This is a genomic window from Qiania dongpingensis (genome assembly GCF_014337195.1).
GTDB classification, from domain to species: domain Bacteria; phylum Bacillota; class Clostridia; order Lachnospirales; family Lachnospiraceae; genus Lientehia; species Lientehia dongpingensis.
This window is the reverse complement of record NZ_CP060634.1, coordinates 842,091-854,295: the sequence shown is the minus strand read 5'-3', so window position 1 is coordinate 854,295 and position 12,205 is coordinate 842,091. Positions and strand designations below refer to the sequence as shown.

12 protein-coding genes and 1 pseudogene are annotated in these 12,205 nt (G+C 50.3%); 12 read left to right on the top strand and 1 reads right to left on the bottom strand.

Annotation, left to right across the window (positions count from 1 at the left end; translation table 11 throughout):
• The first annotated feature begins 47 nt into the window (after positions 1–47).
• The 5 genes from ilvC to H9Q78_RS03940 all read left to right on the top strand — a co-directional run bounded on the left by ilvC (position 48) and on the right by H9Q78_RS03940 (position 4,576).
• Complete coding sequence (gene ilvC, locus H9Q78_RS03960; protein WP_249303708.1) at positions 48–1,058, top strand: ketol-acid reductoisomerase; 1,011 nt, start codon at positions 48–50, stop codon at positions 1,056–1,058.
• 403 nt (positions 1,059–1,461) lie between these two features.
• Positions 1,462–1,791 (top strand): hypothetical protein, encoded by a 330-nt coding sequence (locus H9Q78_RS03955; protein WP_249303707.1) that lies wholly within the window; start codon positions 1,462–1,464, stop codon positions 1,789–1,791.
• Positions 1,792–1,878: 87 nt separating this feature from the next.
• Positions 1,879–2,532 (top strand): TM7S3/TM198-like domain-containing protein, encoded by a 654-nt coding sequence (locus H9Q78_RS03950; protein ID WP_249303706.1) that lies wholly within the window; start codon positions 1,879–1,881, stop codon positions 2,530–2,532.
• A gap of 47 nt (positions 2,533–2,579) precedes the next feature.
• Positions 2,580–3,935: a magnesium transporter gene (gene mgtE, locus H9Q78_RS03945; protein ID WP_249304727.1), complete on the top strand. Its 1,356-nt coding sequence runs from the start codon at positions 2,580–2,582 to the stop codon at positions 3,933–3,935.
• Positions 3,936–4,135: 200 nt separating this feature from the next.
• On the top strand, positions 4,136–4,576 hold the full coding sequence (locus H9Q78_RS03940; protein ID WP_249303705.1) for a GNAT family N-acetyltransferase: 441 nt from the start codon (positions 4,136–4,138) through the stop codon (positions 4,574–4,576).
• Between the two features lie 12 nt (positions 4,577–4,588).
• Here the strand turns inward: H9Q78_RS03940 and H9Q78_RS03935 are convergent, their stop codons facing one another.
• Entirely contained in the window at positions 4,589–5,494 is a 906-nt protein-coding gene (locus H9Q78_RS03935; RefSeq protein ID WP_249303704.1) for a LysR family transcriptional regulator, read from the bottom strand.
• A 203-nt stretch (positions 5,495–5,697) separates the two neighbouring features.
• Here H9Q78_RS03935 and leuC point away from each other — a divergent pair, with 203 nt between their 5' ends.
• The 7 genes and pseudogenes from leuC to H9Q78_RS03900 all read left to right on the top strand — a co-directional run bounded on the left by leuC (position 5,698) and on the right by H9Q78_RS03900 (position 12,183).
• The gene (gene leuC, locus H9Q78_RS03930) at positions 5,698–6,966 is read left to right on the top strand and encodes a 3-isopropylmalate dehydratase large subunit (RefSeq protein ID WP_249303703.1); all 1,269 of its coding nucleotides are present in this window, start codon (positions 5,698–5,700) and stop codon (positions 6,964–6,966) included.
• A 15-nt stretch (positions 6,967–6,981) separates the two neighbouring features.
• A complete protein-coding gene (gene leuD / locus H9Q78_RS03925; protein ID WP_249303702.1) occupies positions 6,982–7,473 on the top strand; it encodes a 3-isopropylmalate dehydratase small subunit in 492 nt (163 codons plus the stop codon).
• A 174-nt stretch (positions 7,474–7,647) separates the two neighbouring features.
• Positions 7,648–8,103 carry a Cys-tRNA(Pro) deacylase gene (gene ybaK / locus H9Q78_RS03920; RefSeq protein ID WP_249304725.1) on the top strand — a complete coding sequence of 152 codons (456 nt, stop codon included), beginning with the start codon at positions 7,648–7,650 and terminating at the stop codon, positions 8,101–8,103.
• Positions 8,104–8,213: 110 nt separating this feature from the next.
• Positions 8,214–9,704: a threonine synthase gene (thrC, locus tag H9Q78_RS03915; protein ID WP_249303701.1), complete on the top strand. Its 1,491-nt coding sequence runs from the start codon at positions 8,214–8,216 to the stop codon at positions 9,702–9,704.
• 114 nt (positions 9,705–9,818) lie between these two features.
• The gene (locus H9Q78_RS03910) at positions 9,819–11,468 is read left to right on the top strand and encodes a polysaccharide deacetylase family protein (protein WP_249303699.1); all 1,650 of its coding nucleotides are present in this window, start codon (positions 9,819–9,821) and stop codon (positions 11,466–11,468) included.
• An 89-nt stretch (positions 11,469–11,557) separates the two neighbouring features.
• A pseudogene (locus H9Q78_RS14570) lies at positions 11,558–11,638 on the top strand (GatB/YqeY domain-containing protein); the annotation flags it as partial.
• Between the two features lie 17 nt (positions 11,639–11,655).
• Positions 11,656–12,183 carry a cysteine hydrolase family protein gene (locus tag H9Q78_RS03900; protein WP_249303698.1) on the top strand — a complete coding sequence of 176 codons (528 nt, stop codon included), beginning with the start codon at positions 11,656–11,658 and terminating at the stop codon, positions 12,181–12,183.
• Positions 12,184–12,205: the final 22 nt, after the last annotated feature.

Genomic DNA, 12,205 nt, shown 5'->3' with positions numbered 1-12,205 from the left:
CAATAACTTATTACTTATATTACAATATGTTTATGGAGGATAACATTATGGCAAAGATTTATTATCAGGAGGATTGTAACTTATCACTGCTGGATGGAAAGACCATCGCGGTCATCGGTTATGGCAGCCAGGGACATGCCCATGCCCTCAATGCGAAGGAATCCGGATGCAAGGTGATCATCGGTCTTTACGAAGGCAGCAGATCCTGGGCAAAGGCAGAAGCTCAGGGATTTGAAGTATATACCGCGGCAGAAGCGGCCAAAAGAGCAGATATCATCATGGTATTGATCAACGATGAAAAACAGGCCCAGATGTACAAGGAGTCCATCGAGCCCAATCTGGAAGCCGGCAATATGCTGATGTTCGCCCATGGCTTCGCCATTCATTTCGGACAGATCGTACCGCCTAAGGATGTGGATGTGACGATGATCGCGCCCAAGGGACCCGGACATACCGTAAGGAGCCAGTATCAGGAAGGCAAGGGTGTTCCTTGTCTGATCGCAGTGCAGCAGGACGCTACAGGAAAAGCACACGATATGGCTTTGGCTTACGCGCTGGCGATCGGCGGAGCGAGAGCCGGTGTTCTGCAGACTACGTTCCGTGAGGAGACCGAGACAGATTTGTTTGGTGAGCAGGCTGTTCTCTGCGGCGGCGTTACGGCCCTCATGAAAGCAGGCTTTGAAACTCTTGTGGAAGCAGGCTATGAGCCTGAGAGCGCATACTTCGAGTGTATCCATGAGATGAAGCTGATCGTGGACTTGATTTTTGAAAGCGGTTTTGCCGGCATGAGATATTCCATTTCCAATACGGCAGAATACGGCGACTATATCACAGGGCCCAAGATTGTCACCGACGAGACTAAGAAAGCCATGAAGAAGATTCTGTCCGATATCCAGGACGGCACCTTTGCAAAGGATTGGCTGACAGAGAACCAGGTGAACGCTCCTCACTTTAAAGCGATGAGGAGAAGAGAAGCGGATCATCAGCTGGAGAAGGTCGGCGCGGAGCTTCGCAAGCTGTACAGCTGGAATGACGGCGGAAAGCTGATTGATAATTGATCTTATAGGTAAATCATTATACATAGTATCGTACAGGGGAGACGCTGCATCCGCGGCGTTTCCTTTTTTATACCTTGCCCACGAAGTGCGCCTGCCCGGAGGGTGTGAATTAAGGGATGCCCTTGGGTATACCTTTGAATACTTTTAAAACAAATTTGTCTTATGAATCAGATGAGACAAGAGGAAATCCAATCCCATCCAGGCGGCTCGCTGGCAGCCGTAACCAAAATTTTTACGACCTCCGGTCGGGAAAATTCTGCTAACGCCTTTGCGGCGCTCGCCTTACGATGGAATCGGATTATTCCTCCTGCTCCTCTTTCCGCACCGAGATAAGGCTTCCGCGTGTTTTGAAAACCATTGGAGCGGTCTACCGCAGCCCGCTGCCATAAGGCGCGCGGGCCGTGTGGATATACGATCCTTTTCTGGAATCAAGGGAACCGAGATTATCCGAAAAGGTGCGGCGGGCAGGACACCGGCAGAAAGATTCTGGGCCGGCCTAAAGGTGAGCGCCGCAGGGCAGCGGCCGGTGTTCCCCAGGCAGAGGGAGGCAGAAACGGAAAATCCGATTCCGTTTCTGAGCGAACCGGAGACGGGAAATCATCAAGATTTCCTGCCGACATGTGAGCGGTACTTCCGGAGCGGGGATAAAGCGGCTCCTGCATCGCCAGCGAACCGAAATCGTGACGGTCCGGAACTTCTGCCGGTGATAAACTGGGGCTTGGTCGGAGCTTAATAAGAATCTTAAACGGTTGAAATATGAGTCGGTAAAGTGTTATACTGAAACAACAGCGCCGATGTGCGAGGAAAGGAAGGCGGATATATGGGGAATACTTTTATGGAAATGAGCGGAATAAAGAACTTTGGACAGCAGGGAATAGCGGTAATAGAAGATTTCTTCAACCGGATGCCGAAGGGCGTTGCCGGCGTATTAGCGATTCTGGCTTTAGTCCTGATTCTTTTGCAGTGTTTTATGGGATATAAGCTATTAAAAATATGGGTAACTTTGATCGGCGGATTGATCGGCCTGATCGTGGGCATCATAGTGGGAACGCAGTTCATAAAGAACTCGACTGTGACAGCGGTAGTAGCGCTCCTTCTCATGTTGCTGCTGGGAGTTCTGGCATATAAAATCTATCAGGTGGGAGTATTCCTCCTGGGAACGTTTTCCTCCTATCTGGTGGCGCTGGGCCTTTTTGGGAGCATGGCGGGAAAGGAAACATGGTGGGTCTATGCACTGGCCATCGCAGCGGGGATTGCAGTAGGCGTGCTCAGCGTCATTTTTATGAGACCTGCCATCATCCTGTCGACGGCTGTCACGAATGGCCTTTCCGCAGGATCCAGGCTCATGGCTCTGGGAGGCGTAACGGACCAGACGCCGGTGCTTGTCGCAGGCATCATTCTGTCGGCGCTTGGTATTTTTGTGCAGTTCTCGACCACTAAGACGGAAAAGAGGCGGCGGTACAAGCGTTATTAGAAGGTATAGTGAGGCCGGATGAATAGGGAAGATAAGAGGTGAGCAAGATGAGCGGGACAGATGAGAGACTGAAAAAAGATGAGCTCTTGGAGCTGCTTTTGCATGCGGATGAGAAAACGTTAAAAGAACAGATTGAATACATTCATCCCGCCGACATCCTGGAGCTCCTCCACGATGAGGATATTGATCCAAAGGCGCTCATGGCCAGGCTTCCGGATTCCCTGATCGCCGACATCATCGACGAAGAGGATGAGGAAGACAAGTACGGGATCTTGAAGCTGTTTTCGGAGGATAAACAGGAAGAGATACTGGAGGAAATGTCTTCCGATGAGCTGGCCGATATGGTGGGATCCATTGAAGACAGGTCAGAGCTCGCAAAAGTCATCGGCAAGCTGTCCGAGGAGGACAGGAGCGAGGTGCGCCAGCTTCTTTCTTATCCGCCTGATACGGCCGGCGGTATCATGGCCACGGAATTTATCAATATCTATGACAATAAGACGGTCTACAAGACACTTCTATATCTGCAGGAGATAGCGGAAGAAGTGGAGACGGCCTACTGCCTGTACGTGGTGGACAGACAAAATCATCTGAGAGGCTCTTTGAACCTTACGGACTTGGTCACATCCTCGTTTGACACGGCGGTTCTGGATATCATGAATCCCCATGTGATAACTGCTCATGTGGAGGATGACCAGGAGGAGATATCCAGACAGTTTGAGAAATATGGATTGGTGGAGCTGCCGGTGGTCAACGACGCGGACCAGTTAGTCGGAGTCATCACAGTGGATGATGTCATGGAAATTGCTACGGAGGAGGCCACGGAGGATATCCACTACATGGGCGGTATCTCTGGTGAGGAAGAAGTGGATGGACCGTTATCGGATTCCCTCAAAAGCCGTCTGCCCTGGCTGGTAGTAAATCTGCTCACGGCGTTTTTAGCTTCCTGGGTGGTCAGCTTATTCGAGGCGACCATCAGCAAAGTGGTGGCGCTGTCGGCTATCATGTCCATCATCACCGGGATGGGAGGAAATGCAGGCACCCAGTCCATGACTATCATCGTCCGGGGAATCGCGCTGAATGAGCTGAACCGGGACAATGCGCTCCGGATATTCCTTAAAGAGTTCACAGTGGGTATCGTGACCGGAGCGGCCATAGGAGGAATCGTGGCGGCTGTCGAGGTGGTGATACAGGGGAACCCGTATCTGGGATTGGTGACCGGGCTTGCCATGGTCCTAAATATGATGGTGGCCACGGCCACAGGATATCTGGTCCCTGTGCTGCTCAAAAAAATGAGGATAGATCCGGCCCTGGCCTCAGCAGTGTTTGTGACTACAGCCACAGATGTACTGGGCTTTTTCTTCTTTTTGGGGCTTGCAACCCTATTTCTGCCAAAACTTTTATAAAAAATTCCGGCGGGACGAAGCTTTTGGAAACCGTTGCTTTAAACAGCACCGGTTTCTTGTGATTTTATAGCCGTTATGATATAATTTTACTATAAGTGCGGACCTTTCGCTTTTATATCACTGTCACCCAACTACGCCCCTGTGATTTGGAAGCTTATCTATTCTGCAGCACGGGGCACGCGCAGAAAGGAGAAGGCCATATGAAGATTTGCACCATGAAAATTGAGGATTATGACCGTGTTTACCGACTGTGGATCAGGACGCCAGGCATGGGACTGACCAATCTGGACGACTCAAAGGAAGGGATAGAGAAATATCTGAAACGGAATCCTTCCACGTGCTTTGTCGCAAAAGAGGAAGAACGGCTGCTGGGAGTGATACTGGGCGGCCATGACGGGCGCCGCGGATACATATATCATATGGCGGTGGAGGAATCGGAGAGAAAAAAAGGAATCGGGACAGCTCTCTTAGAAGCGTCGCTGGAGGCTTTCCGCAGGGAAGGGATCACCAAGACGGCACTGGTGGCATATGACAGCAATGAAGAGGGGAATGAATTCTGGGAAAGAAGGGACTTTGTCCTTAGGAAAGATCTGGTGTACCGGACAAAAGACCTGGTGGATCTGGAAGTGATCCTGCCATAGGGAACAGATATATCAGGGCTTCTGATAATAATGGCGGTAAAATTTGATAAACATGTTGAGGGCTTTGGAGTGGACTGGCTGGCTGTTAAATACAAAGCCTATGCTGCGCTTGGGGATGGGAGGGTTCATGGGGATTTCTAAAAAAGTCCCGTTTTGCAGCTCATCCTTCACAAAGTTCTTTATCACACATCCCGCGCCGAGACCGATTCTTGCAAAGTCAATGAGCAGGTCCATGGTAGAGGCTTCCAGGAGATGGGCAGGTTCGATATGCTGCTCCCTAAAATAATCTTCTATGTAAGTCCGGCTGACATTTCCCTTTTCCAGCATGAGAATGGTGCCGTTCCGGAACACATCGGACTGGGCGGCTCCCTCTCGCAGGCGCATGTTGGTAAGATAGGCCGGGGTTGCCACAAAACCGTCCTCAATATCCATCACCTTGTCAAAGGTGATGTTTTTTTTATACGGAGTCTCCGCCGTCAGGCCGAGGTCAATCTGCTGATGCTCGAGGAGCTCCAGAGTCTGCAGAGTGGATTGGCTCCGGATAGTGAATTTTACGTGAGGAAACCGTGCCACGAATTCTTTCAGGCAAGGCAACAGGACGTATTTACAGAGTACGGTGCTGACGCCGATCCGTATGTGGCCTACGCCCAGCTCTGTCATCCGTTTCAGTTCGTCTTCTCCCCGGTCCAGAGTTTCGAAAGCTGCCCGTACATGTTCAAACAAGATAGCTCCTTCTTCAGTAAGCTGGACCCCTCTGGAATTCCTTATAAAAAGGGGCAGATTGAGATTGTCCTCCAATTTGCTGATGGCCTTGCTGATGGCCGGCTGGCTGATATACAGGTTTTTAGCGGCCCGGGAGATATTTCCCGTCTGGGCGACTTCAAAGAAAATCCGGTATAAGGATAGATTCTGTTCCACAGTGATTCCTCCCCTAATTACATGCATTTAAATCAGTAATATTATACTATAACTTCAGGTCATAGTAAACATTCAAAATCCGTATTTCAATTATAATTTACAGGATGGTATAATAGCGGATATCCAATGATATCTGGGGCGGTAAAGCTATGTATTGGCAATCGTGGGCAGAAGCCCATGCTGGATGAACAGGAGGGAACAATATGGGAATGACGATGACGCAGAAGATCCTGGCGGCTCACGCCGGACTTAAGTCGGTAGAAGCCGGACAGCTGATCGAAGCGGAATTAGATCTGGTTTTGGGGAATGATATCACCTCCCCTGTAGCCATCCATGAGATGGATGACAAAATGAAGGACAGCTCAGTATTTCATAAAGATAAAATAGCACTGGTACTGGACCATTTCGTGCCGAATAAGGATATCAAATCCGCGGAGCATTGTAAGTGTGTGAGGGAATTTGCGGCCAAGCATGAAATAACGAACTTCTTTGATGTGGGGGAGATGGGGATTGAGCATGCGCTTTTGCCGGAAAAAGGTCTTGTGGTGGCAGGCGACGTGGTAATAGGAGCGGATTCCCACACTTGTACATATGGAGCGCTCGGCGCTTTTTCCACCGGAGTGGGGAGCACAGATATGGCGGCCGGCATGGCCACCGGAAAAGCGTGGTTCAAGGTTCCGTCAGCAATCAAGATCGAGCTGACCGGAGAACTTCAAAAATGGGTGAGCGGAAAAGATGTGATCCTCCATATTATTGGAATGATAGGGGTGGACGGAGCCCTTTATCAGTCTATGGAGTTTACCGGCGACGGAGTGAGGTCCCTTTCCATGGACGACCGCTTCACCATTGCCAATATGGCCATTGAGGCTGGCGGGAAAAACGGCATTTTCCCTGTGGATGAGACGGCCATCCGGTATATGAAGGAACATTCCATGCGTCCGTTTAAAATCTATGAAGCGGATGAGGATGCAGAATATGAGAGGGCGATCCGCCTGGACCTGGGGAGCATCCGTCCCACGGTATCTTTCCCCCATCTTCCGGAAAACACTCGGAGCATTGACGAAGTGGAAGATATTTCAATTGATCAGGTTGTGATCGGTTCCTGCACCAACGGCAGGATGGAAGATCTGAGGACTGCGGCAAAGGTACTGGCAGGGAAGAAAGTAAAGAAGGGAGTCCGCGCCATCGTGATTCCGGCCACGCAGAAGATCTATCTGCAGGCCATGGAGGAAGGCCTTTTAAAGACATTTATAGAGGCGGGAGCGATCGTGAGCACGCCGACCTGCGGCCCCTGCCTGGGAGGCTATATGGGTATCCTGGCAGAAGGAGAACGATGCGTGTCCACCACCAACCGGAACTTTGTCGGACGTATGGGCCATGTGAAGTCAGAGGTGTATCTGGCCAGTCCGGCGGTGGCGGCAGCCAGCGCTGTGACAGGAAAAATTTCCGGCCCAGAAGCACTGGGAATGTAAAAAGGAGGATACGTCATGAAAGCACATGGGAAAGTATTCAAATATGGAGACAATGTTGACACGGATGTGATCATCCCGGCGAGATACCTGAATTCTTCCGATCCGGCGGAGCTGGCTACCCACTGCATGGAGGATATCGACAAGAGCTTTGTAAACAGAGTGAAAAAAGGGGATATTATCGTAGCGGCCAGGAACTTCGGCTGCGGCTCTTCCAGAGAACACGCTCCGATCGCTATCAAAGCAGCGGGAGTCAGTTGCGTGATTGCGGAGACCTTTGCGAGGATTTTTTACCGCAATTCGATTAACATCGGCCTTCCGATCATTGAGTGTCCGGATGCGTCCAAGGGAATCGACGAAGGGGACGAGGTGGAAATAGATTTTGACAGCGGCATGATCTACAACAGAACGAAGAATACGCAGTTCAAAGGTCAGGCGTTTCCGGAGTTCATGCAGAAGATCATAGCGGCTGAAGGGCTTATGAATTATATCAATGAAAAAAATAAATAGTCCGGAGAAGCTGTCCGGCCGCTGAAAAATAAGGCTGCTGTGAAACGATTCGTTTCACAGCGGTTTTTTTCTGGCATCAATGGTTGCCCTGAGGGCCCTGATGTGCTAAAATTTGACACAGAAGGGAAGAAAGGATGGATACAGGTGGCGGAAAAAGCAGTAAGGACCAATGCGATGCGTTTGCTGGACGCGGCCGGGATCGCGTATACGTCTAAAGAGTATGAGGTAGACGAGAGCGACCTGAGCGGGGCCCATGTGGCCGCCAGGCTGGGCCTTGACAAGGACATGGTTTTTAAGACCCTGGTAGCCAGAGGAGAAAAGAACGGAATCATGGTATTCTGCATTCCGGTGTGTGAAGAGCTGGATCTGAAAAAAGCGGCCGCGGCTTCCGGAGACAAGAAGGTGGAGATGGTACATGTTAAAGAGATCCAGGGGCTTACGGGCTATATACGCGGCGGCTGCTCTCCCATTGGAATGAAAAAGAAATATCCTACTTATATAGAAGAAACGGCAGTTCTGTTTGACGAGATCGCCGTAAGCGCCGGTATCCGGGGCTGCCAGATATTCCTGGATCCGGAGGCGCTGATACAATATACGGAAGCCCGTGTGTGCGGTCTTGTGAAGGAGTAGATGACAAATAAAATCCGCTGTGCTATGATTTGGATGATGCAAAAATGCAGAGATCGTATCGGCGCTGCCGTCGCTGAAAATGGAAAATATAGAAAAGAGAGGGAATTGCTATGTCAGAATTAATGTATGGAAGTACCAGAGGAAACGGGGGAAAAGTGACCGCGTCCCAGGCAATCTTAAAAGGGCTGGCGGATGACGGAGGCCTTTATGTGCCGGAAAAACTGCCGAAGCTTCCGGTAAGCCTTGAAGAGCTGGCCGGACTTTCCTATCAGGAGACTGCATATGTTGTGATGAAGCAGTTTCTGACGGATTTTACGGAAGAGGAGCTTCGCTCCTGTATCGCCAGGGCATATGACGATAAATTTGACACAGAGGAGATCGCTCCCATAAAGGAAGCGGCAGGTGTTTATTATCTGGAGCTTTTCCATGGGGCGACCATCGCGTTTAAGGATATGGCACTTTCCATACTTCCCCATCTGATGGTCACCGCGGCAAAGAAAAATCAGGTCCGCAATGAGATCGTAGTGCTGACGGCCACCTCCGGAGATACCGGCAAGGCGGCTTTGGCGGGATTCGCGGATGTGCCGGGAACAAGGATCATTGTGTTTTATCCTAAGGACGGCGTAAGTCCCATCCAGGAAAAACAGATGGTGACCCAAAAGGGGAAGAATACGTTTGTCGTGGGAATCCACGGGAATTTTGACGACGCGCAGAATGGGGTAAAGAAGATTTTCGGAGATAAGGAGCTCTCCATGGAACTGGAAGAGCACGGCTTCCAATTTTCTTCTGCGAACTCCATCAATATCGGGCGTCTGGTTCCCCAGGTGGTATATTATGCCTATGCTTATGGACAGCTGCTTAAGAAGGGCGCGGTGTCCGCGGGTGAGGAGATCAATGTGACGGTGCCGACCGGAAATTTCGGTAACATTCTGGCCGCTTATTATGCGAAGCTTTTGGGAGTGCCCATTGGGAAGCTGATCTGTGCGTCCAATGAGAACAAGGTCCTCTATGACTTTTTCAGCACAGGGGCGTATGACAGAAACCGCAAGTTTATTCTGACCAGTTCTCCGTCCATGGATATCCTGATCTCCAGCAACCTGGAACGCCTGGTGTATAAGATAGCCGGCGACGATGCGGCCAAAGATGCATCTCTTATGAAAGAGCTGTCGGAGAAAGGCCGGTATGAAATCACCGATGAGATGAGAAAAGCATTGGCTGATTTTTACGGCGCCTTTGCCGATGAGAAAGAAACAGCGGCGGAAATAAAGAATCTTTATGAAAAGACGGGGTATGTCATCGATACCCATACGGCGGTCGCTTCCTGTGTCTATGGGAAATACAGGGCAGAGACAGGAGATGGGACGAAAACTCTGATCGCGTCCACGGCCAGCCCTTATAAATTCACAAGAAGCGTGATGAAAGCCATTGACGAAAAATATAATGATATGGAAGATTTTGCTTTAGTCGATGTGCTGTCTCAGATTTCCGGAGTACCGGTCCCCCCTGCCATAGAGGAGATCCGCACGGCTCCCGTACTCCATAAGACGATCTGCGAAGCGGCGGCTATGAAGGATATGGTGAAGCGGTTCCTGGAGATATGAGGACTGGGATATAAATATAAGAAAATTGTCACATTTTGTTAAGAACATCTTCAAGAATATGTGTTATAGTAGGGAATACGGTCGAGAAAGATAATCGCTCTATGAGTATAAAATATGAAAGAGGTTGAAACCATGTCACAGGAAGGGAAAGAAGAAAGGCTGGAGTATATTCAGCTGTCTCACAGACCCCGGAATCATACAAAACAAGACCAAGACGGAGCAGTCCCTGCAGATGGAGTTCGGCGTTATTCCAGAGCGGCGGAGCGGCTGAAAAAGCAGCGGCGTAACCGGATACTGGTCATAAGCGGCCTCTCGGCGGTGCTTCTGGTTTTAGTCGTGTGTATCGCTATTAAAGTCCTTCATAAGGGTTCCGTGAACGTGGAAGGGGCCCCGGTATCCAATGCCGGCGGGGAGACAGGAGACGGTGCGAAGCTGTCGGAAAAGAATTTCCAGTTTACGATGGCGGCCGACAAGCAGGAGGTCGGAAGTGCTCAGGAGATAAAAGAAATCGCTGACTATGAGGGGTATGCGGTCCGTTACCCGGTGATTGGAAATGAGGCCATGGATGCAGGCATCCGCCAGCGGGCGGAAGATATTGTCTCTGTATTTAAGGCGGAGGTTACGGGCTGCAAGACAGAGAAGGCCGTCAGGATGATTATGCAGGCGGATTATGAATCCTATAAGACGAAGGAAGAGCTGGTTTCCGTCAAGTTCGATATTCATAAGGAGCTTCCCCTGGCTTCAGCGGCAGGAGACAGCGTTGAGACTTATACTTATAACGTGTCCGACGGAGCAGAGGTAGCGCTGTCAGACCTATTAAAAGAAGGCTTTCTGGATCTGCTGGCAGAGAAGACAAAATCATTTGCAGAGGGACAGACGGGAAAGGTCATAGAGACAGCCGTGGCCCCTGAGCTTTCAAATTTCAAATATTATACCTGGAATGAGGATGGCCTCACTCTTTATTTTCCCGGAGGAAGTTTGGTGGAAGGAGTGAACGATATTCTGTCGTTTACGGTTCCCATGGAAGATTTAAAGGATTTCCTGACCAGGAATCTGGCAGACGGCATGGAAGGCGGCCAGGAGGTGCAGGGCCCCGTTTCCGGAGGAAAGGTGGATCCCAATAAGCCGATGGTGTGCCTGACCTTTGACGACGGGCCGAAATCCTCGACGACGCCGGAGCTTCTGGATCTTTTGGAGGCGAATGATGCCAGGGCTACTTTCTTTGTGGTGGGCAGTATGCTGGAGCACGAAGGGGCCGAAGATATCATCAGGCGGGAGCTGGAGCTGGGATGCCAGGTGGGCAACCACACGCTGGATCATCAGAATCTGAAAAATATCTCGGACGAAGAAATCACGCAGCAGATTGAAGGAGTCAACGATATCCTGGCCGGCTGGGGCCTTCCCAAGTGCAGTACGGTGCGCCCTCCTTATGGCGGTTACAATAACCATGTGCTGGGTTATGTCCAATATCCGCTGGCCCGGTGGGATGTGGACACGGAGGACTGGAAGACGCGGGACGCGGCGGCCACCATCAATAACGTGCTCTATGACGAAAAGCTGAAAGCGGAGGATGGGGACATTATTTTGATGCACGATATCCATCCGGAGACCATCGAAGCCTGTAAGACCATCATACCGGAGCTGAAGGCGAGAGGCTTCCAGCTGGTGACGATGGAGGAAATGTTTGAGGCAAGGGGGATTGCTTTTGAGCCTGGAAAGGCGTATTATTCCTCAGGGTTCATAAAGGACGATTTCGGTTCTTGATTTTAAGGCCGTCTCATACGGTGCGGAAACGCCGTATGCGGCGGCTTTTATCATTGTAACTGGTCTGGAAAAAACAGATTCTCTGTGGTATCATGAAAGAGCTGATGCCGAAGGTGAAAGGCAGGGCGGACGGCAAGCTTGTCAATGAGATTGTATCCAGTTTATTCTGACGAATGGAGGAAGCCATATGAGCAGGGCGCTTATTGTAGTGGATATGCAGAAGGACTTTATAGAAGGAGCGCTGGGGACAAAGGAGGCGAAAGTCATTGTCCCCAGAGTTAAAGAAAAAATACGAGGTTTTGATGGAATTGTTTTAGCTACAATGGATACGCACGGAACGGACTATAAAAACACCCAGGAAGGGCGGAAACTCCCGGTCGCACATTGTATAAAAGGAAGCGGCGGATGGGAGCTTGAGCCGGAGATTGATTTATTACTGAAAGAAAAACAGGCCAGGATTTTTGAAAAGTCATCCTTTGGGTCCGTAGAACTCGCACAGTATCTGGCGGAGATAAATGAAAAAGAACCGCTGGAGGAGATTGAGCTGGTAGGTCTGTGTACGGATATCTGTGTGATATCCAATGCCATGCTCATCAAGGCTTTTCTTCCGGAAGTGCCTGTCCTGGCAGACAGCGGCTGCTGCGCCGGCGTGACGCCGGAAAGCCATATCAACGCGCTGGAAGCTATGAAAATGTGTCAGATAACAGTGGAATAATAAAGTGCCGGAAGATTGCTCT

Coding starts and splice junctions, on each gene's coding strand:
- mgtE (WP_249304727.1), top strand. CDS start 2,580: ATGAGCGGGACAGATGAGAGACTGAAAAAAGATGAGCTCTTGGAGCTG.
- H9Q78_RS03940 (WP_249303705.1), top strand. CDS start 4,136: ATGAAGATTTGCACCATGAAAATTGAGGATTATGACCGTGTTTACCGA.
- leuC (WP_249303703.1), top strand. CDS start 5,698: ATGGGAATGACGATGACGCAGAAGATCCTGGCGGCTCACGCCGGACTT.
- ybaK (WP_249304725.1), top strand. CDS start 7,648: ATGCGTTTGCTGGACGCGGCCGGGATCGCGTATACGTCTAAAGAGTAT.
- leuD (WP_249303702.1), top strand. CDS start 6,982: ATGAAAGCACATGGGAAAGTATTCAAATATGGAGACAATGTTGACACG.
- H9Q78_RS03950 (WP_249303706.1), top strand. CDS start 1,879: ATGGGGAATACTTTTATGGAAATGAGCGGAATAAAGAACTTTGGACAG.
- thrC (WP_249303701.1), top strand. CDS start 8,214: ATGTCAGAATTAATGTATGGAAGTACCAGAGGAAACGGGGGAAAAGTG.
- H9Q78_RS03910 (WP_249303699.1), top strand. CDS start 9,819: ATGAAAGAGGTTGAAACCATGTCACAGGAAGGGAAAGAAGAAAGGCTG.
- ilvC (WP_249303708.1), top strand. CDS start 48: ATGGCAAAGATTTATTATCAGGAGGATTGTAACTTATCACTGCTGGAT.
- H9Q78_RS03900 (WP_249303698.1), top strand. CDS start 11,656: ATGAGCAGGGCGCTTATTGTAGTGGATATGCAGAAGGACTTTATAGAA.